Source organism: Paenibacillus borealis (genome assembly GCF_000758665.1).
Lineage (GTDB): Bacteria > Bacillota > Bacilli > Paenibacillales > Paenibacillaceae > Paenibacillus_AQ > Paenibacillus_AQ borealis.
The window spans coordinates 6,281,475-6,301,357 of record NZ_CP009285.1 but is presented as its reverse complement, the minus strand read 5'-3'; the positions used below and the strand labels follow the sequence as shown (position 1 = coordinate 6,301,357).

The 19,883-nt window shown below is 52.0% G+C and carries 15 protein-coding genes; 6 read left to right on the top strand and 9 right to left on the bottom strand.

Annotation, left to right across the window (positions count from 1 at the left end):
* Nucleotides 1-57: 57 nt before the first annotated feature.
* From PBOR_RS26710 to gtfA, 3 genes are read left to right on the top strand one after another with little or no spacing between them, the layout of a single operon-like run.
* On the top strand, nucleotides 58-906 hold the full coding sequence (locus PBOR_RS26710) for an AraC family transcriptional regulator (RefSeq protein WP_042216905.1): 849 nt from the start codon (nucleotides 58-60) through the stop codon (nucleotides 904-906).
* A gap of 41 nt (nucleotides 907-947) precedes the next feature.
* Complete coding sequence (locus PBOR_RS26705) at nucleotides 948-1,904, top strand: carbohydrate kinase family protein (protein WP_042216903.1); 957 nt, start codon at nucleotides 948-950, stop codon at nucleotides 1,902-1,904.
* A gap of 13 nt (nucleotides 1,905-1,917) precedes the next feature.
* Nucleotides 1,918-3,387 (top strand): sucrose phosphorylase, encoded by a 1,470-nt coding sequence (gene gtfA, locus PBOR_RS26700; protein WP_042216902.1) that lies wholly within the window; start codon nucleotides 1,918-1,920, stop codon nucleotides 3,385-3,387.
* Nucleotides 3,388-3,537: 150 nt separating this feature from the next.
* Here gtfA and PBOR_RS26695 read toward each other — a convergent pair whose 3' ends face one another.
* From PBOR_RS26695 to PBOR_RS26660, 8 genes are all read right to left on the bottom strand, one after another.
* Nucleotides 3,538-4,338 carry an alpha/beta fold hydrolase gene (locus PBOR_RS26695; RefSeq protein WP_042216900.1) on the bottom strand — a complete coding sequence of 267 codons (801 nt, stop codon included), beginning with the start codon at nucleotides 4,336-4,338 and terminating at the stop codon, nucleotides 3,538-3,540.
* A 448-nt stretch (nucleotides 4,339-4,786) separates the two neighbouring features.
* Nucleotides 4,787-5,746, bottom strand: coding sequence for a class 1b ribonucleoside-diphosphate reductase subunit beta (gene nrdF, locus PBOR_RS26690; RefSeq protein WP_042216898.1), 960 nt, complete (start codon nucleotides 5,744-5,746; stop codon nucleotides 4,787-4,789).
* A 37-nt stretch (nucleotides 5,747-5,783) separates the two neighbouring features.
* Nucleotides 5,784-7,868: a class 1b ribonucleoside-diphosphate reductase subunit alpha gene (gene nrdE / locus PBOR_RS26685; protein WP_042216896.1), complete on the bottom strand. Its 2,085-nt coding sequence runs from the start codon at nucleotides 7,866-7,868 to the stop codon at nucleotides 5,784-5,786.
* On the bottom strand, nucleotides 7,855-8,214 hold the full coding sequence (gene nrdI / locus PBOR_RS26680; RefSeq protein ID WP_042216894.1) for a class Ib ribonucleoside-diphosphate reductase assembly flavoprotein NrdI: 360 nt from the start codon (nucleotides 8,212-8,214) through the stop codon (nucleotides 7,855-7,857). The genes nrdE and nrdI overlap by 14 nt, the downstream gene beginning before the upstream one ends.
* 601 nt (nucleotides 8,215-8,815) lie before the next feature.
* The gene (locus PBOR_RS26675) at nucleotides 8,816-10,048 is read right to left on the bottom strand and encodes an IS110 family RNA-guided transposase (RefSeq protein WP_042216893.1); all 1,233 of its coding nucleotides are present in this window, start codon (nucleotides 10,046-10,048) and stop codon (nucleotides 8,816-8,818) included.
* Nucleotides 10,049-10,527: 479 nt separating this feature from the next.
* Nucleotides 10,528-12,330 carry an ABC transporter ATP-binding protein gene (locus PBOR_RS26670; RefSeq protein WP_042216891.1) on the bottom strand — a complete coding sequence of 601 codons (1,803 nt, stop codon included), beginning with the start codon at nucleotides 12,328-12,330 and terminating at the stop codon, nucleotides 10,528-10,530.
* On the bottom strand, nucleotides 12,287-14,023 hold the full coding sequence (locus PBOR_RS26665; RefSeq protein ID WP_042216889.1) for an ABC transporter ATP-binding protein: 1,737 nt from the start codon (nucleotides 14,021-14,023) through the stop codon (nucleotides 12,287-12,289). The genes PBOR_RS26670 and PBOR_RS26665 overlap by 44 nt, the downstream gene beginning before the upstream one ends.
* Before the next feature lie 52 nt (nucleotides 14,024-14,075).
* Nucleotides 14,076-15,065: a LacI family DNA-binding transcriptional regulator gene (locus PBOR_RS26660; RefSeq protein WP_042216888.1), complete on the bottom strand. Its 990-nt coding sequence runs from the start codon at nucleotides 15,063-15,065 to the stop codon at nucleotides 14,076-14,078.
* A gap of 255 nt (nucleotides 15,066-15,320) precedes the next feature.
* Here PBOR_RS26660 and PBOR_RS26655 point away from each other — a divergent pair, with 255 nt between their 5' ends.
* The 3 genes from PBOR_RS26655 to PBOR_RS26645 all read left to right on the top strand — a co-directional run bounded on the left by PBOR_RS26655 (nucleotide 15,321) and on the right by PBOR_RS26645 (nucleotide 18,779).
* Nucleotides 15,321-15,860, top strand: coding sequence for an RNA polymerase sigma factor (locus PBOR_RS26655; protein ID WP_042216886.1), 540 nt, complete (start codon nucleotides 15,321-15,323; stop codon nucleotides 15,858-15,860).
* The gene (locus PBOR_RS26650; protein WP_042216884.1) at nucleotides 15,857-17,041 is read left to right on the top strand and encodes a hypothetical protein; all 1,185 of its coding nucleotides are present in this window, start codon (nucleotides 15,857-15,859) and stop codon (nucleotides 17,039-17,041) included. The genes PBOR_RS26655 and PBOR_RS26650 overlap by 4 nt, the downstream gene beginning before the upstream one ends.
* 712 nt (nucleotides 17,042-17,753) lie before the next feature.
* Nucleotides 17,754-18,779, top strand: coding sequence for a LacI family DNA-binding transcriptional regulator (locus tag PBOR_RS26645; protein ID WP_042216882.1), 1,026 nt, complete (start codon nucleotides 17,754-17,756; stop codon nucleotides 18,777-18,779).
* Between the two features lie 111 nt (nucleotides 18,780-18,890).
* Here PBOR_RS26645 and PBOR_RS26640 read toward each other — a convergent pair whose 3' ends face one another.
* Nucleotides 18,891-19,844 (bottom strand): sugar kinase, encoded by a 954-nt coding sequence (locus PBOR_RS26640; protein ID WP_042216880.1) that lies wholly within the window; start codon nucleotides 19,842-19,844, stop codon nucleotides 18,891-18,893.
* Between the last annotated feature and the right edge of the window lie 39 nt (nucleotides 19,845-19,883).

Sequence of the window (19,883 nt, the reverse complement as noted above, 5' to 3'; positions counted from 1 at the left end):
AGCGGTGCTGTACAGTGAGAGACCTAAATTACGGCAACTTGTTGGGGTGAAACGGAAATGAAAGATCATATTGTACAGCATTTTTACACACCGACCAAAACACAAATGGAGCAGTCCGCCTATATTACCTGGGCCGGTCACCGGAAGTGCGGCAAAGAACATGTCGTAGGCCCGCGTGTCCTGGAGACCTATAAAATGGTGTTTGTCCTCAGCGGCAAGGGCTATTTAACCCAGGGCGACCATGTCAACAAAATGCTGAACGAGGGAGATATGTTTATCCTGATTCCCAGGGAAAAGCATTTTTACTATGCCGATCCGGAGGACCCGTGGGAAATCATGTGGGTCTCCTTTGGCGGCCAGCATATACCTTACTATCTGAGCCTGATGGGGCTGGATATTAATCACTGCTGCCTCGCGGGAATTGCCACGCATACCATCATTAACAAAATGCTGCTGCTGATCCAGGAGCTTCCGGAGGCCGGGGACGGGCAGCTGCTGTGCATCAGCTATCTGCTGCATATTTTCCATCTGGTTGAGCAGGGTGCGAAGCATTACGGTGAGGCCGGCATGCGGACAGGCTCCGAAAGCGTGGTGCAGCAGGCTGTTCTTTTTATTGAGCAGAATTATTACATGCATCTTGATGTGGATATGCTGTGCAAGCATGTCAACTACAGCCGTTCCTACCTGTCCCGCTACTTCAAGCGGATTACCGGGATTTCGATCCCGGAATATATCAGCAAAACCCGCATCCAGAACGCCAAGGTGCTGCTGCAGAAGACGGACCTCAATATTCAGGAGATTTCGGCTTCCGTGGGCATCACGGATTCCCTCTACTTCTCCAAGCTGTTTAAGAATGCGACGGGGACTTCTCCCATGTCCTACAAGAAGCACAACCAGGAGCGCTGAGCTAAAGCCGTATCTATAGATGAATGAATGGGGGGATACCCATGTTTGAGTTTGAGCATACCGTGGAATTTAAAGAGACTGACCTGGATCTTCTAACTGTCGGGGAACTGCTGGTGGACATGATATCGGACGATTACGGTGATTCTATTGAAAATGGCACGTATCGCCGCTACTTCGGAGGCTCGCCGGCCAATATCGCCATGAATACGAAACGGCTGGGCATCCGCGCGCTTGCGGCCTCCGCAGTGGGGACGGATGGACTTGGACAGTTTCTGGTAGAGCAGTTAAGCAGGGCGGATATGGATACAAGCTGTATACAGCTTGTGGACGAAGCAACCAGTCTGGTAGTCGTGACCAAGAGCAGGTCCACGCCAATCCCGGTCTTCTACCGGGGAGCGGATTGCCGGCTCACCTACACAGAGGAATTACGCGCAGCCCTGCTCCGGACGAAGATCGTCCATTTCTCCAGCTGGCCTCTGTCCAGGCAGCCGGTAAGATCGGCGGTGGAGCAGATGATCCGGGATGCCCGCCAGCACGGGGTCCTCGTCTGCTTTGATCCCAACTACCATCCGGCATTATGGGATACAAGGGAGGACGGGGTTAAATATATACAATCGATCCTGCCGCTTGTCGATATTGCCAAGCCGTCGGAAGACGATGCCGAGCGGCTGTTCGGGAAGGACACGCCGGAGAATCAGCTGCAGAAGTTCCTGGACCTGGGCGTGAAGCTGGTCATTCTGACGCTGGGCAAAGACGGGGCGCTTGTCTCAAACGGCCGGGAAACGGTGAAGCTTGATACGCTGGCTGCGCAGGTGACGGATACGACGGGGGCAGGAGATGCCTTCTGGTCCGGCTTCTATACGGCGCTAGTCAAAGGATATACGGTGCGCACAGCGCTGCAGTTCGGGCTGGCGGTCAGTGCGTATAAGCTGCAATATACGGGGGCCGTCGTAGAGCTGCCGGCACTTGAGATATTCAAGGCGAAATATCAAATCTAGGAGGTCGAAAGTATTGGCAATTCACAATCAAGTACAATTGATTACGTATCCCGACTCGCTGGGCGGGAGCCTGCAAGCCTTAAACCGCGTGCTGGATCAGCATTTTACGGATATTTTCAAGGGCGGCATCCATATCCTCCCTCCCTTCCCGTCCTCGGGAGACCGGGGCTTCGCTCCGCTTACCTATTTCGAGATTGAGCCTGCCTTCGGTTCCTGGGAGGACATCAGGGCGATCGGGGCGAAATACGATGTGCTGCTGGATGTGATGGTCAATCATATTTCCCGCCAGTCGGCATATTTCCAGGATTTCCTGAAGCAGGGAAGACGCTCGCCCTATGCGGACTTGTTCCTGACCCTCGACAAGGTCTGGGCGGACGGACAGCCTGTTCAAGCCGATATCGGCAAGATGTTTCTCCGCCGTCCCTTGCCGTATTCCACGTTCACTGTTGAAGAAACCGGTGAAGAGGAGAAGGTGTGGACGACTTTCGGCAAAACCGATCCTTCCGAGCAGATTGACCTCGACATTCATTCAGACAAGGTAAGGCGTTTGCTAACCGATATCTTTGAGAATTTCCGCAGCAACAGCGTCAAGATTGTGCGGCTGGATGCCGTAGGTTACATCATCAAGAAGCTGGGTACAAGCTGCTTCTTCGTAGAGCCGGAAATATACGGCTTCCTGGACTGGATCAAGGAGCTGGCCGATTCGCTGGATATCGAGCTGCTGCCGGAGGTTCATGCCCATTACAGCATTCAATATAAGCTGGCGGAGCACGGCTTCTGGATCTATGACTTCATTCTGCCTTACCGCATCCTCGATACGCTCATTAATACTAATGCGGATGCGCTCAAGGAATACCTGATCACGCGTCCTGCGAAGCAGTTCACGATGCTGGACTGCCATGACGGCATCCCCGTCAAGCCTGATCTCGACGGATTGATCGACACGAAGGAAGCGCGGGAGCTGGTCGATATCTGTCTTGAGCGCGGAGCCAATCTGAGCCTGATCGTCTCTGACGAGCACAAGTCCGGGGACGGGTTCGACGTGCACCAGATCCGCGGCTCCTACTATTCCCTGTTGAACCGCGACGATGATGCCTATCTGGCTGCCCGTGCCATCCAGTTCTTCGCACCGGGTATCCCGCAGGTGTATTACGTCGGGCTGCTGGCCGGAGAGAACGATGAAGAAGAGGTCCGCCGCACAGGAGAAGGGCGGGAGATCAACCGGCATAACTTCAGTATAGACGAGATTGAGCAGGCCCTTGGCAAGAGTGCAGTCCAGCGTCTGCTTGCCCTGATCCGGTTCCGCAATGAATACGGCGCCTTTAACGGCGATTTCCGTGTACTGGAATCGGCAAGCCATGAGGTCCGTCTGGAGTGGACCCAGGATGATCTGCGCTGCACGCTACATATTGATCTGAGCACCAAGCGGACGGTCATTGATTATGCAGGAGCGGAAGGGACAAGTGTTCAGCTTGAGGTGTAGAGCGGATTTTTTGCCAAGATATTGTATATGGACTCGCCGTAGTAGCCTGCTCGTCAGCTTGACCGCGTGATTTATCCTGGCACTGAATGTTATAGAGATGGTGCTGGCGGCGCTGGAATCCCGGATGGATGGTGTTCATTGAACTAGAGATTATTTCAGGCGGGGATCGGCTGCAATTTTTATGTATCCCTCGGGCAGATCCCTATCGTGCATCCAGGCTTCCACCAGTCCGTTGAAAAGCTCTGGCTTCGCCAGAGAGACACCGTGCCCAACCCCGGGAATTATCACGCCAACACAGTGGGGATTCGCAGCGACAAGATCCTCGGCGGAATGCTTCATCACAGCTTTTTCCTGCCCGCCTACAGTAACCAATATTTTGCCTGCGGCCTCATTGAACCCGGCTGGAATACTGAACGACATATTCTCTTTCAGCACTGTGATCAGAGTCTCAGGCTGCATCCGGCAGCTCTCGGCATAATACCGCTCCAAGTATTCATCGCCCAGATATAATGTCTTAGCCTGAAGCCTGGAGAACCATCGGTACTTAATCAGCGGAAAAGTTATTCTGGCGGCAGGTCCGATCAACTTTGCAGCGTACGAGATCGGTCTGACCAAAGCACTGTTAATGATGGCATAGTCGATGAGTGCAGGTCTTATACTCAGCATTTGAACCAACACCTGTGCGCCCAGCGAAAAGCCTGTAACGACAACCTTCTTGCCGCCAGCGTTGTCTTCTATCCATTGGAGGAGTTCTGCTGCGCTGCTGCGGATAGAGAATGCAGGCTCCTCCGTACTTAACCCGTGTCCGGGCAGATCTGGAACCGCGCAATGATAGCGGGCGAAAGCCCCCACCTGCCGATCCCACATCCAGCCGCTCACACCGCCGCCATGTAAGAAGAGCATCAGAGTATCCGCGCTCCGGTCCCCATATTCCTGATAATGAATAGCCAACTCGTCACACCTCATTCTTGTAAAAATAACCATCCCTACTCCTACGTCCCAACACCAAAATGGTCTCATAAGTAGAATCGGCTTTACCATCCTTTTGGGGACGGTACCGTTTCAGCGAAAAGTGGAGCTTGGTTTCGATGTTTACTCAGGACCTTTGTGGGGACTGAAAAGGTATATCACAAAAAAGCCCCGTCAGCTTGTCTCAGCTGACGGGTGCTCTATCTATAATACAACCTATATAAGTTGAATCAAAGAATATAACGAAAAGCAAGAAGGATCGGAGGGGGATTTTGGAACTGTAGGAGCGGTAGCGTCCGCCTTTGTATACGGATTTCTACCGCGAACAGCGGTTATAACCAGGAAATCTGTATACAACAGCGGCCGTAAGTCCAAATATTCTCCGTAGTGACGGCTGAGCTGTAAGTTAGCATCTTAGACTCAGCTTATACTAAAACCGGAAATCCTCATCCCGCAAAGGCTCCACGTTCATCGCACGGACGTAGCCGTTGCCTTTTTTGGAGAAAAAGTCATGCTGCTTGGTGTGGGTGCTGATCCCGTTCTGGACGATCGGGTTGATCTCTTCCTCTTCGAACAGCGGATCAAGCCCCAGGTTCATCATCGCCTTGTTGGCGTTGTAGCGCAGGAAGGCCTTCACTTCATCTACAAGCCCGATCTGGGCGTAGATTTGCTCGGTGTACTGCTCCTCGTTGGCATGCAGCAGACGCAGCAGTCCGACCAGAGTCTGGTAGACATCACGCTGATCGTCTTCGGACAGCTCCTCGAAGATCTCCTGGGCGAGCACGCCGACGTAGACGCCGTGGATGCTCTCATCCCGCAGGATCAGGTCGATGATCTCGCCGCTGCAGGTCATTTTGCCCTGGCCGGCCAGATAGAGCGGGTAGAAGAAGCCGCTGTAGAACAAGTAGCTTTCCAGCAGAACAGAGGCAGCCATTGCCAGATAGAGGTCTTTGGGCGACTCGATCTTCTTGTAATATTCCGAGATGGTCTCGGCCTTGAATTGCAGGAACGTATTGTCCTCCACCCAGCGGAAGATGCCGTCGATCTCCTCGGTTGAAGCCAGTGTTGTAAAAATACTGCTGTAAGACTTGGCATGGATCTGCTCCATCATCCCCATGAAGCCGAGGACCGCCTTGCGCTGCAAGCCGTCCACATGCTCCATAATCTGCGGCATGCCGACGCCGCCCTGGATGGTATCGAGCAGGGTCAGTCCGCCCAGCACCTTCATATAAGAGTCCTTTTCGATCTCGCTCAGCGTGAGCCAGGACATTTTGTCATCGGATAATGGAATTTCGTCGTCGGTCCAGAACTGCATAATATTCTGATTCCAGAACATCAGCGAGTAGTCGTCGTCGGGACGGTTCCAGTTCACGGCTTTGATTGCGCTCATAATGATTTATTCTCCCTTTCTGTACCTGTGCCCGCTCTTAGATGGAGCAGGACAGGCATTCCTCGACAGACAGTTTATTGGTCCGGGTGTAGTACAGGGATTTCAGCCCTTTGTGTGCCGCATACAGGTAAGAGCGGGCCAGCTCACGGGTCGTTACATCACTGTTCACATGCAGGACCGTTGAGATACCCTGGTCGATATGAGGCTGAATTTCCGCAATCAGGTCAATCACCTTGAACTGGTCCATCTGGTATGCAGATTTATAGAAGAATACATTGTCCGGACGCAGGTAAGGCATCGGATAGTAGGTGGTCGAGTTGGCATACGTGCGGGTCTCGATCTGTTCTACAATCGGCATTACGCTGGACGTGGCATTCTGGATGTAAGAGATGCTCGCAGTGGGCGCAATCGCCAGACGGTAGGCATGGTACAAGCCGTTCTTCATCACATCATCACGCAGCTGCTTCCAGTCCTCGGTTGTAGGAATATAGATGCCCTCGAACAGCTCCTGCGCTCTTGCAGTAACCGGACGGTAGTCCGTGGTCAGGTAACGGTCGAAATACACGCCGGACGCATAATCGGATTCTGCGAAGCCATGGAAGGTCTCGCCAGTCTCCGCTGCGATCTGCATACTCTTTTCGATCGAATGGAAGTTCATCGTCATGAAGAAGGTCCGGGCGAAATCGCGGGCCTGCTCACTCTCATAAGCAATCTTGTTCTTGGCAAAATAACCGTGCAGATTCATCACACCCAGGCCGACGGAGTGCATCTCTTTGTTCGCTTTAGCCACACCCGGAGCATTGGAGACCGTAGTCATATCGCTGACTGCAGTCAGTGCGAGCATGCCTTCATGAACGGATTCACGAATCTTGCCATGCTCCATCACATTCACAATGTTGAGGGAAGCCAGGTTGCAGCTGATATCACGGCGGATCGCATCCTGCTCTCCGTAGTTGTTAATCTCTGACGTCTCCTGCAGCTGGAAAATCTCGGTGCACAGGTTCGACATTTTGATCTGACCCACATTACGCAAGGCGTGGGCGTTATTGGCATTGCTCTTGTTCATAATATATGGATAGCCCGATTCGAGCTGGATCATGGCGATTTTGGTCAGCATGTCGCGTGCGCTCATGGCAACCTTCTTCTTCACGCGCGAATCAGCGAGCAGGGTATCATACATCATGTCCAGATCCATGTCATCCAGATGCGTTCCATATGCCTGATAGACAGTATAAGGAGCGAATACATGCAGCGGCTGATTATCCTGCGCCAGCTTGTAGAAGCGGTTAGGCACGATCAGGCCTATAGACAACGTCTTCAGGCGTGTTCTTTCATCGGCATTAATCTTCTTGCTGTCCAGGAATTCCAGTACGTCCCAGCCAAAAATATTATAGTAAGCCGCACCCGAACCCTTGCGCTGGCCCATCTGGTCTGCGTAGGAGAAGCCGTCTTCCATCAGCTTCAGGACAGGCATGATGCCTTTGGCCGCATCCTCGACGCCCTTGATGGTCTCGCCGCGCGAGCGCAGCTTGGACAGATTGACCGCCACACCGCCGCCGATCTTGGACAGCTGCATGCAGGTGTTCAGCACATAGTTAATCGAGTTGAGCGAGTCATCCATCTCCAGCAGGAAGCAGGAAACCATCTCACCGCGGCGGCTCTTGCCCGCATTGAGGAAGGTCGGCGTAGCCGGCTGCAGGCGCTGCTCCATCATCGAGCGGGTCAGCGTGCGGGCAGTCTCCACGTTGCCGCGTCCCAGATGCAGGGCCACTACAGCTACGCGGTCCGGGTAATGCTCAAGGTATTGCTTACGGTCATTGCTTTTGACGGCATAGTCTGTGTAGAACTTGGAAGCCGCCATATAGGAAGGGAACTGGAAGTTATATTCGTGGGCAATCCGGTAGATATCCTCCATCTCAGCTGCGGAATAACGGTCATACAGGTCCTCGTAGTAATCATTGGCGATCATGTAATCGATCTTCGCTTTGGTAGTTGTGAAGGTCAGGCTGCGCCGCTCCACATCCCGTATGAACTCGGCTACTGCCTCCTGGTCTTTATCCAGCTGGAAAAAGCCGCTTTCGTCTCTCTTCATCAACATGTTGTTCAGTTCAATATGCCGCAACCCGGCTCACCTCCTGTTTTATGCGTTCTACGTCCCCGAATGTTCCTGACAGCTCGAACTTGCCGACCACCGGTACGTTGTAACGCTGTGCAATTAAATCTGCGCTATGCGCGTAAAACTCACCCCAGTTTTTGTTGCCGCTCGCGGCGATGCCTTTGAGCCTGGAATGGTTCTTCTCTAAGAAAGAAGAGACCTTCTCTGGAATCTGCCCAAATCCGGTGGTGTATGTAACAAGCACGTAAGGCTCGTCGATCGTCATATGCTCTTCGATTTGAACAGCAGGCAGCTTCAGCTTATTGATGAACCGTTTGACGTTGCCCGTCTTGGAATCGTAAGCAATCAACATGGTCCCTAACCTCCTATAACATATAGCTATTTCTACTTGACAAATGATGATGGGCAATTTCACTAGATTTATTGGCTTTTCTCTTATATACACTATATTTAGTAACGTTTAATCATTTTACTACCATATATTGAAAAGTCAATAGAGGGGCAGGTCCTTCTAACCCCCTGATTTGCCCATGAAAAAGGGAGAAAACCACGCCCCGCCTGCATTCTATTCTCTTATAATTTATTAGTATTTTTTTTAAGCTTTTTTGTGCGCCGGTGTCCGGCGAGAATTGAGTCCGTATACACCGGGAAGCTGCCCACTGCAGCCATCGACTCTATGCCTCCAATCCGTACCCGAACAAGTGCGCAGACCAATCCCCCAAGCGATAAGCCGCTTGGGGGATTGGTGGTGTGAGGGATTTCTAGCACAGATGTTGGCTAATGGAGTTCAGGCCGGGCTGATTCCGGTTCTATTGCACTTTTATACGAAAATAAACGTAGGCTTTAGTAGGCATTAGCTTAGTACGTGTTTTAAAAGTAACTCTTTCGGGATAAACTTACTCTTAAAGGCGCAAAAAGTCCCCCTACCCCAATTATTGAGCGATTTTTAAAAATCAGCTCGTTTCGGGGGACGTCACTTGAACCGTTAAGCCTAACTTTTCGATTTGTTTCAAGTAATAAGCTAACGCCTTTTCCTTGGACGTGCTCTCCGGCACGTCTTTTTCTTCGTATCCAGATCTGTTTTTCATTAAACTGTAAATAATCTTTACCAGTAAATGTGCCGTGGCTACACACGCTTTTTTGTCTCCACGCCGCTTTCGAACCCGCCTAAAGTGCTGACCGATACGATTGGAGGATTTCTCATTGGCCCATGCCGCCTGGGTTAACGCGCGTTTCAAAAACTTGTTTCCCGGCAGACATTTCGTTTTAGATTTCCTTCCTGCACTTTCCTTGTTTCCCGGGCTGACGCCTGCCCAAGACGTCAATTGTTCCTCCGTTTCGAAACGCTTATGAACCTCCGGACCGAGTTCAGCAAAAATAGCCGCAGCCGTATTGCGTTCAATCCCAGGGATCGAATCGAGCCACTCCAGTTCTTCGGCATATGGGGCTAGCTTGCATTCAATCCGGGCTTCCACTTGCTCGATTTGCTTCTCCAGATACAACAGATGATCCCAGTGAAGCCGCATCATCTCCCGATGATGACGACGCACACGCCCATTCAATGCTTCCATGAGTTCAGGGACTTTTTTCTTTAGTTTTGTCTTCACGAGCCCGCGAAGCTGCTCTTCGTCCAGCACCTCGCCATCCATTAATTGCTCTAGCAACAAGCGGCCCGATACGCCAAAGACATCCGTGATGAAACTGGACAATTTAATATTTCCATCCTGCAGCAGTTTATGAATCCGATTCTTTTCGGCCGTGATCGCTTGGACCATTTTCACCCGGTACCGGGTCCAGTCCCGCAGATCCCGCAACTGCTCGGGCAGGACCACACTGGCTTGAACCAATCCGCACCGGTGGAGTTTCGCAATCCAAAAGGCATCGTTCATATCGGTTTTTCGTCCAGGAATGTTTTTAATCGTCCGAGCATTCGCCAAGACGATGTCGCACGTCGATTCGAGTACATTCCAGACCGGTTTCCATAATACCCCTGTACTCTCCATCGCTACCTCCTGACACCGATTCGCGATAAGCCAGTCCTGAAGCCGCAATAATTCACGCGTTGTCGTTCCGAACGTCGAGATTTGCTTTTGGGGAGTGTGGTCCAGCGGTCCGTTTAGAATACAAGCGACAACCGTTTTGTTATGAACATCGAGACCCGCACAGCATTCACGTATAGCATCCATGAATCTATCCTACTTTCCTGTCAATTCACAAATCATGCGCTCATTCGTTTAGAATTTTATACACGCACTTTGATGTGCAATAGGCGGTGCCTGAGAGTCGCAATAGGACAGTTTATACAACAGGGTTTTTGGCCCCAATAAATGCTCGTCCACAGATTTGTTATCTTTAGTTTTTCCAGGTTTTAGGTATAGAAACATAGGGAGTACCTATTTTCATTCTAGGGGGTGACGCCGAGGCGTCATGGAAGTTTATACATCAGATGAGTCCATAACCGGCCGGAAAGGAAAATCTGCTGCATTTCGTACATTAGAATTCAGCAAGAGAGGTGTTTTAGGACGGAATTCCAGAATTCAATTGTATGAAATGCAACAGAATGGGATTTAGCTTAGACAATCGCCGATTCTATTGCAGAAAGTGCAATCAGCCAATTATACAGCGCTTCCGGGACAGGGGCATGTCCCGGAAGTTACAAATGCGTTCATGAACTCACCATATGACTCCTGCTCTCCTCCAGCAGCTCGGCATAATATCCGCCCTGCTGGAGCAGCTCACGGGGATGTCCGGATTCGGATATCCGGCCTTCCTTCATCGCAATGATGAGATCCGCTCCGGCAATCGTCGACAGCCGGTGGGCGATAATCAGCGTCGTTCTGCCGTTGGCCACATTGTCGATCGCCTTCTGGATCAGCTTCTCCGTGTGCGTGTCGATGTTGGCGGTGGCTTCATCGAGCACGAAGATCGCCGGATCATGGGCGATGGCCCGGGCGAAGGAGATGAGCTGCCGCTGGCCTGCGGACAAGGTGCCTCCACGCTCGGTGACCGGCCCCTCGATGCCTCCGGGGGAACCTAGCACGAACTCTTCCGCGCAGGAGGCCTGCAGGGCTTCCAGCACGTTTTCCTCTGCAATATCATCCCCGAGGGTGATGTTGTAGCGGATTGTGCCGGAGAACAGGAACACATCCTGGAGCACAACGGAAATATTCCGCCGCAGATCATCCAGCCGGATATCGTTCACATTGACCCCGTCAATCAGAATCTCGCCTTTCTGCACGCGGTAGAAGCCGTTGATCAGACTGATGATCGTCGTTTTGCCGGCACCGGTCTCGCCGATGAAGGCGGCGGTCTGTCCTTTATCGATCACGAAGCTGACATCCTTCAGCACCCAGTCGTCATCGTTATAAGAGAACCATACGTGGCGGAACTCTATCGTTCCATGCAGCCGGTCCATCGATATGCCGCGATCCGGCTGCTCCAGGCGGTCCTCCTCACGGATCAGCTCATAGATACGCTCTGTGGATACGAGTGCGGATTGTATGGAGGTGTACTTGTCAGCCAGATCGGAGATCGGGCTGAAGAATTGCTTGATATACGTCGTGAACGCAAACAGTACACCAATCTGCAGGGTGCCGCCGGAGATCCGGCTGATGCTGAACCAGACCAGGATGGCTACGGCCAGACTCTGGAACATATCCGAAGCCGGCTTGAGGACACTGTTGAGACGAACCTGAATCAGGGTGGTTTTGAAATATTCCCCGTTCAGCTTCAGGAATTGATCCTCTTTTTCCCGCTCGGCACGGAAGCTCTGAATGACCCGCATCCCGGAGAGGCTCTCGGCAAAGAACCCGTTAATCTGTCCAATAAAGTGCTTCATATGGAAGAAGTTCTTTTTGATTTTGTTCTTAATGAAGAGAACCAGGAAGGCCATCACTGGAATCACGGTAAAAGAAACCAGTGTAAGAGAAGGGCTCAGCAGCAGCATGGCGTAGATAATTCCCAGCAGAAGCAGTACATCCTTGACCAGGGATATGACGACATCGGTGTATAGCTCGCTGATTTCGGCCGTATCGTTGGTAGCCCTGGTAATCAGCCGCCCGGAGGAAGTCCGGTCCAGATAAGGCAGGGGGAGCCGTTCAATGATGGAGAATACTCTGACCCGCAGCTCATGGATCAGGCTCTGTCCCGCTTTGCCCACAATCAGCGCCTGGAGATACGAGAAGATTCCGCCAGCTGCAGCTACCGCCACATACAGCAGGGCTAAGCCGCCGATAGAATTCAGTCCGCTCTGCGCGGCACCTCCGATCAGGAAGTGGTCGATCACGCGCTGCAGAATAAGCGGCTGAATCAGGAATGCGCCGTTTACGATCACCACGCACAGACAGGCAATCAGGAGCTGGAACTTGTAAGGGGCCGATAACCGCAGCAGCAGCCTCACTGCACCAGCTTCAGATTTGTCCCGGCTAGCAGACCTCTCCTTCGTCAAGTTGTTCGGTATAGATGTCATAATACATGCCTCCTTTCTTCAGCAGCTGCTCATGGGTGCCCCGTTCGGCAATGCGCCCTTTATCCAGCACGATAATCTCATCGGCTTCCATAATGCCCGATACCCGGTGGGAGATCAGGATGTTGCTCTTGCCCTTGCGGGTCTGCCGCAGGCTGTTCAGAATCTGCCCTTCCGTTACAGCGTCAACCGCTGACAGCGCATCGTCCAGAATCAGGATGGCCGGTTTGCGGATCAGGGCCCGCGCGATCGCGAGCCGCTGCTTCTGCCCGCCGGACAGGTTCACGCCTCGTTCACCTAGCATAGTGTCATAGCCGTCCGGGAACTCTCCGATACTTCCGGCAATTTGGCTGAGTGCTGCGGCATGCTGCACATCCGCGTCCGTGTAGCCGTCTTTGAACAGGACGATATTGTCCTTCACGGAAGCGGCGAACACGAAGGTATCCTGCGGCACAACACCGAGCCCCTCCCGCAGCGGGTCCAGCGCGTAATCGTTAATATCCCGCCCATCCAGCAGAATGTGCCCGGGCTCCACATTGAAGAAGCGGAAGAGGAGGGAGGCCAGGGTGCTTTTGCCGGAGCCGGTCCTGCCGATGATTCCCAGCGTGCGTCCTTTTGGCAGAACGAGTGAAATATCCCGCAATGCCGGAGCATCGGAACCTTCGTAACAGAAAGTCAGCTGGCGCAGCTCCATAGCTCCTTCCGGCTGAACCCGGACAGCATGAGGCAGATCCGTAATCTCGGGCTGAACCCGCAGAATATCATTTAATCTTCCGAGAGAAGCCATCCCGCGCTGAAATATCGTCACGATCCGCCCGATCGACACAATAGGACTTACAATCAGACTGAGGTATCCATTGAAGGCGACAAAGTCACCAATACTGATCTCCCCCCGCAGCACCATCCGTCCTCCAAACATCAGATTCATAACGAAGCATACAGCGAAGCCGAATTCGATCATCGCGGGAAGTGCGGCGGAGACTTTGATCAGGTCCAGGTTGCCCTGTTTCATCCGGCTGCTCAGTTCGCTGAATCTCTCCATTTCCGAGCGTTCCTGCACATAGGCCTTAATGACGCGGATGCCTGAAATGTTCTCCTGAACCCTGTCCGAGACGGCGCCGAACTGATTCTGAACGATCCTGAACCGGGTCTGGACCTTGCGGCCGCTGAAGAGCATTAGGAGGATGATGAAGGGCAGCGGGGAGAGTGTGAGCAGAGTGAGGCTGGGGCTGACTGATGCGAACATGAAATAGACCGAGGAGATACAGATGACAATTCCGTTAAAAGACATCGCCGTAGCCGGACCGAAGGTCATGCGCACTGCTGAAATGTCGTTGATGGCATAAGCAATCAGGTCGCCGGTCTTGCGGCTGCTGAAGAATCCGGGAGAGAGCTTCAGGAAATGCCGGTACAGCTCCTCACGGATGTAGCATTCCAGGTTCCGCCCGTTCGCGATAATGATATTTCTCCAGAGGAAGGTACAGATAAAGACGACAGCGGCAATCAGCACCATCCAGAGTACCTGGGTCAGCACCTGCCCCGGCTCAAAACCGTTATTCTTCATCAGATCGACCGCATTGCCAAGCACCTTGGGGAACAGCGTTTGAATGAAGGAGGCGGCGAACATGAAGACGAAGCCTATAATGTAGCTGAGCTTGCGTGACTTGAAGAACCGCAGTAATACAGATGAATTCATTGGTTTCCCACCTTTACAATACCCTTGTTAAGTATAGTACACATGTTAAAAATCACAGCTCCCGCACGGAGTCACGCTCCACCAGTGTGCTGAGAATGGCGATGTTCTCGGCAGGCTTGCCGGGCTCGGCGATCCGTTTCAGCAGTGTGGCAACAACCGTGCGGCATGAATATTCGATATTCAGATCCATCGTGGTCAAAGCGGGCAGTGAGAAGGCCGAGACCTCGGTATTGCCGCTGCTGAGCACCGACACCTCTCCCGGCACCTTGATGCCATGCTCCTGCAGCTCGCGAAGCAGTTCAACCGCAGTGAAATCATGATCACAGATGAACGCACTGGGCAGCTGGCCGTCTGCAATAAGGGCGGACAGTCTCAGGGGAAGAGTTTCATCCCGCCCCAGAAAAAGCTTCTCATCCACAGGCACCCCGTGCTCTTCCAATGCAGAGGTGATGCCGGTTTTCTTTTCCTTGTTTCGGTAGGCACTGGGATCTCCGATGAAACCAATCCGGCGGTGCCCCCGGTCCAGCAGATATTTGCACTGCTTATAACCCGCGCCCAGGAAACTGAACCATACACTGTCGTAATCATAGGCCGGTGAATAGCCGGTGTAGAAGATGAGATTCGGGATCTGCTCATGAATAAACGAGGCATATTCCAGATTAAACCGGCCGATCAGAATAACCCCGTCGAACTTGAAGCCCCGGCTCAGACGGTAGGGCAGGATCAGCTTATTCTGATTCTCCTTATCCAGAAACTCGATGCTGTAATCGGTCTCTGCCTTCTGCAAGGCGAGCTCAATCCCTTGTACCATGTAGCTGAAATTGCTATTATCATGCGAATAGGGCTTCTGGTGCAGCACCAGAATTCGGGCAGGCTTATGCTTTTTAGGCTTGATATAGCCCATTTCCGCCGCTTTCCGTACTATGGCCGCCTTCAGCTCGTCGCTGATTCCGGCTTGATTGCTGAGAGCCCGGCTGATCGATACAGGCGAGAGGCCCATGGCCTGGGCGATATGTGTGATCGTTACTTTTTTTGTCTTCAAAAAGAATCCCCCGCTTTATCGTACTGCCGCAGCATATCGTTACCGGCACTGTTATTATAATCATAATCATCCATTCAACAGGAATCTACGATAGAAAACGTAAAAAACAACGTAAAAAATATAATTTTTTAACGTAAATTTAAGGACAAATGTATGCATTTCTAACAAGTAAATAATTTTTGCTATCAATATGGGGTTTATTGGGAACCGTTTCGGAGCTGCTGAGTCTTATTGGGCGAGAGGGGAGAGAGAAGCATGCAAAGTAGAGAGATGCCTTATAGCGTGACCATCGCTCCGTCCATGACCCTGCGGGAAATGATGGAGACTTACGGCCCGGATGTGTGGAATTATGCGTTTTTCTTGACCCGCAGCCGGGAGCAGGCAAGTGATATCAGCCAGGAGGTATTCCTTAAGGCATATAAGAGTGTCGGCAAGTACCGGGGCCAGGCCACTTTGAAAACCTGGCTGCTGACCATCACGCGCAACACCGCGTTCAGCTGGAGGCGGAACAGCTTCTGGCGCAGGTTCGCTCCGCTTGGCGAACGGCAGGATACCGGAGAAGCAGCCTTGTCCGCAGAAAAGGAAGCCATCGGCAATCAATATGCGAACCGCATCTGGGAGATCATCATGGGGCTGCCGGATAAGTACAGAGAGGTGCTGGTGCTGGATATTCAGCAGGACTTATCGGTAGCCGAGATGTCCGCTCTGCTCGGCATCGCGCAGGGAACCGTCAAATCCCGGCTGGGCCGGGCCAGAGATAAAGTGAGAACGGCGATAAAGGAGGAAGACCTGTGAAGAAGGAATACGGGGACGAACAAGTACAAGTGATGAGCGGAACGCAGGATTGGTATGGCAAAGCAGGGCGCAACCCGCTGGCCGAGCCGGGCTTTACACCGCAGCTGATGGCGCGGATTGAACAGGCTGCCGAAGAGCGTTCTTCGGGAAAAAGCGGGCAACACCAGCAGTTTGGGCGTATGGCAGGCATGGGAGGACTGGTAGCGGTGCTGCTGTTCGGCGTGCTGCTCTGGCCGTCTGGACAATGGGGGAACAGCAATCCTATGGGGCAGCTGGCGGCGATCTTTAACCAAAGTTCTGGTGCAGCGGCAGTTCAGCCTTCGGCATCACCTGCAACTGCTTCTTCCGCAGCGCCGCATGGTCTGGGGCTGTATAAGATCTCTGCGGAGTTTGAACTAGGCGGGCTTAAGTATTATATGCCACTTCCACTGGACCGGAATAAGGGTGCTGCGATGGCTGTTGAGACTTCCGCCGGGATAGTCTGGTCGCTTCCTCCTCCAATGGTTGATTATCTCAAGCCCAAATATACACACAATACAGAGCCGTATATCCTTTATCTAACCCCAAAAGGGCACCCGGAGCTGTCAGCGGATACAGCCCGGCGGATATATACCTTTCCTTTGTATGCGGGCGGTGCCCAGTCTTACTATTCGTTGGGCGGTCTAATCGGAGCTGAGGATTATCTTATATTTTCAAGCAGCAGCTATAGTATAGGAGAGAAGCAGAAACGTTCAATTCCCAAACTATTTGTAATGGATGTCAGACAGGCAACAGAGCAAGAAATTCCTGTTCCCCGAGAACTTCTGACCATGGATGAATCATATCAAGTCTATAAATCCTTTATGGCCCTTAATCCCGAAAAGTCAGAGCTGTTGGTTGTTTACTACACGGATGATGGAAAAGGCGGCTATACTCAGCAGAATAAGCTGTATGATATTGCAACAGGCAACGTGCAAGTACTTACAGGCAAGATAACGACAGAGGAGCAGGAAAGACCCTCCATGATGCATTATGGAGAACTTACTCTGAATTCAAAAGAACCAGGCACCATAGTCCATTACGAAGTTAACGGAGAGCAACGGAGTACTGAGATTGGTATGAAGACAGGCCAGCAATGGTTTTACGATTGGTGGTATGAGGAATATGGCGTGAAAATTGATCCCACCTCAATAGAAAATTGATGGGAGGAATTCCGTACAGAGCAAGCTGACTTGCAGAAGTTGCTGTGCTGGTGTTGAAATTCTCTATGTGCCAATAGAGGAATTCCTGTGAAACCAGGGATCCCTCTTCATCGTTTCCCCCCCGCCCACATTTGTTCTTTAATTTTAGCCTTACGGACTGTAAAGCGCTTATTATCTTGATTTGGCACATTTGACCACTTTTGCGGACTGGAGTGCGCTTATTGTTTCCCAATCGCGCATTTTTCGGGTGAGTTACATTGAATAAGAGCACTGGAGTCCGCAAGCCGGGCGAAATGATGCTTTTTGAGAAAATAAGCGCATCTCAGTCCGTTTCCATCGTCTTGGCTGTGCTGATTAGTAAGTTTGTTCTTTGTCTTCTGGCACCCAGCCAATTATCGATAACATGTCACTAGCCTACACCGGCCGCCACCCCCTAATATCACGCCACTTGCCATCTCTACCCGCCAGCCACAATCCCCAAGGTCTCATCATCCGCAAATCGTCAATCACTCCACCTGTTTCCCTCCACCTTCGACAGCACATATTTCCTTTTTCCGCGCTCCCGGCTCAATCCCTATAGATAATTTACTAAAAAAAAGCTATACTTTTTGGTAATATCAGAAAGTAAAGTTTTATTCCGTTTATCACTAGTAACACTAGGGGTAACGTAATGACCAGGTTTGGTTCTATATAGAAGAGTGGGGCGGGGTAAATGAAAAAGCTGACCATAGAAGATGTGGCCCAGAAAGCGGGCGTATCGAAAAGCACGGTTTCGCAATTTTTGAATAAACGGTTCAAATATATGAGTGAAGCGACCAGACAGCGTATTGCTGAGGTTATTGATGAGCTGAACTACCAGCCGAACGGACTGGCCCGCAGCCTGAAGCAGAACCGTACGCATATGGTGGGTATTATTGTGGCCAATATTGATTACTCGCTGTCCATCCAGTGTATCCGGGCGATTGAGAATGAGCTGCAGCGCCACGGGATTCAGGTCATTATCTGCAACGCCGACGAGAATGCGGATAAGGAGAACACTTATGTGGAGACCCTGGTTGCCCGCCAGGTGGACGGTCTGATTATTTTCCCGACCGGTGATCAGGCCACGCCGTACATCAGGCTGATTGAAGCGGAATACCCGCTGGTCTTCATGGATAGGCTGGTAGACGGGATCTCGACCCAGAGCCTGCTGCTTGATAACGAGATGGCGGTGAAGACGGCGGTCAAGGAGCTGACCAAGCACGGGCATGAAGCGATCGCCATATTGTCATTGCCGCTTGGCCTGAATGCTATTACCCCGCGCAAGGAGCGGATGAGCGGATACAAAAAAGCGATGGAGGAAGCAGGCCTGCCGCTGCAGGATGCCTATATGTGCAGTGTGCCGCGCGAAGAAATCGCCACCGCGCTGGATGAGCTGCTGCGGCTTCCCCAGCCGCCAACAGCGCTGATTGCCGCCAATGATCTTGTACTGGGGGAGATCCTTAAGTACGCGAACCATAATGCCATTGCCATTCCCGGCCAGCTGTCCGTCATCGGGATTGACGATGCTGAATTCGCCCGGATCTATAATCCGGACATCACTACGATCCGCCAGCCGGCTTATGAGATGGGCATGCAGGCTGCGAAGATTATGCTCTCCCTGATCAACGATGCGGACGGCTCTGTGCCGATTACCTACCGTTTTCCGCCTTCGCTGCAGCAGGGACAGTCGGTCTGCCCGCCGGTGCTGAAGAAATAAAACGGTTTATATAAAGTTCTGCACGAAAAGGAGCGTCACAATAAGCCGGGTGGCTTGTTGTGACGCTCTTTATTTCAAAATATAAGATTTTATATACTCTATGCTATAAAATTACACGCCTGCGTTCATGAATTTCTCCAGCCCCTCACGGGTTGGAAGCCCATCCATATCGCCAGGCGACATCACGGCGAGTGCGCCGATCGCATTGCCGCGCTTCACAGCTTCGGCTACGCTCAGCTTCTCCAGCATGGCGCTGATTACACCAACGGCGAAGCCGTCTCCGGCACCGACCGTATCTACAACCTGCTCCACCTTGAAGCCGTTCACATAACCTTCTTCACCCTTGGAGGTTTTGTAATATGCACCTTCAGGGCCCAGCTTGATCACCACAAGAGATACTCCGCGTTCCAGGTAGAATCCGGCAATTTGCTCTGGCGTATCGAGGCCGGTCAGAATTTTGCCTTCACCATGTCCCGGCAGGAACCAGTCGCAGCGGGTAGCCAGGTCATTGATCGTATTGACCATGGTTTCTGTGTCCGGCCAGAGGGTCGGGCGCAGATTCGGGTCAAGCGAGACAGTTTTGCCGCGCTGCTTCATGAATTCCATGGCATGCAGCGAGAACTCATGGCAGGAAGCCGAGAGGGCGGAAGAGATACTGGTCACATGCAAATGACCTGCAGAAGCGAAATAATCCTCATTGAAGTCAGCCAGGCTCAGCTTGGAGGCGGCGGAATTTTTGCGGAAATATTCAACCTTAGGGTCTCCGGTCAGCACTTTGGATTTGATCAGCATGCCTGTGGAGAACTCCTTGGTTGTAGTAATGCTATCCGTATCAATCTTCTCTTTATTTAGTGCACCGACGATGAATTGGCCGAAGTTATCTTCGCCAAGCTTGGTCACATATCCGGTCAGGTGCTCCAGGCGCGACAATCCGGTAGCCACGTTGCTCTCCGCACCTGCCAGCGCTTTCGAGAAAGAAGTAACCTCATGCAAGGGGCCAACTTCATTGGCGTAGAACATGGCCATAGGCTCCCCGAATGTGACTGCATCCAGCTGTTTACTCATTGATAGTTCCTCCTAAAAGTTTTGATAGCATCGGCTTCC

What these genes read in the sequence shown, in the direction of transcription:
- PBOR_RS26710 (WP_042216905.1), top strand. Translation starts at nt 58, where the DNA reads ATGAAAGATCATATTGTACAGCATTTTTACACACCGACCAAAACACAA.
- PBOR_RS26665 (WP_042216889.1), bottom strand. Translation starts at nt 14,023, where the DNA reads ATGAATTCATCTGTATTACTGCGGTTCTTCAAGTCACGCAAGCTCAGC.
- PBOR_RS26675 (WP_042216893.1), bottom strand. Translation starts at nt 10,048, where the DNA reads ATGGATGCTATACGTGAATGCTGTGCGGGTCTCGATGTTCATAACAAA.
- PBOR_RS26655 (WP_042216886.1), top strand. Translation starts at nt 15,321, where the DNA reads ATGCAAAGTAGAGAGATGCCTTATAGCGTGACCATCGCTCCGTCCATG.
- PBOR_RS26640 (WP_042216880.1), bottom strand. Translation starts at nt 19,844, where the DNA reads ATGAGTAAACAGCTGGATGCAGTCACATTCGGGGAGCCTATGGCCATG.
- nrdI (WP_042216894.1), bottom strand. Translation starts at nt 8,214, where the DNA reads ATGTTGATTGCTTACGATTCCAAGACGGGCAACGTCAAACGGTTCATC.
- PBOR_RS26670 (WP_042216891.1), bottom strand. Translation starts at nt 12,330, where the DNA reads ATGACATCTATACCGAACAACTTGACGAAGGAGAGGTCTGCTAGCCGG.
- PBOR_RS26645 (WP_042216882.1), top strand. Translation starts at nt 17,754, where the DNA reads ATGAAAAAGCTGACCATAGAAGATGTGGCCCAGAAAGCGGGCGTATCG.
- nrdF (WP_042216898.1), bottom strand. Translation starts at nt 5,746, where the DNA reads ATGAGCGCAATCAAAGCCGTGAACTGGAACCGTCCCGACGACGACTAC.
- PBOR_RS26705 (WP_042216903.1), top strand. Translation starts at nt 948, where the DNA reads ATGTTTGAGTTTGAGCATACCGTGGAATTTAAAGAGACTGACCTGGAT.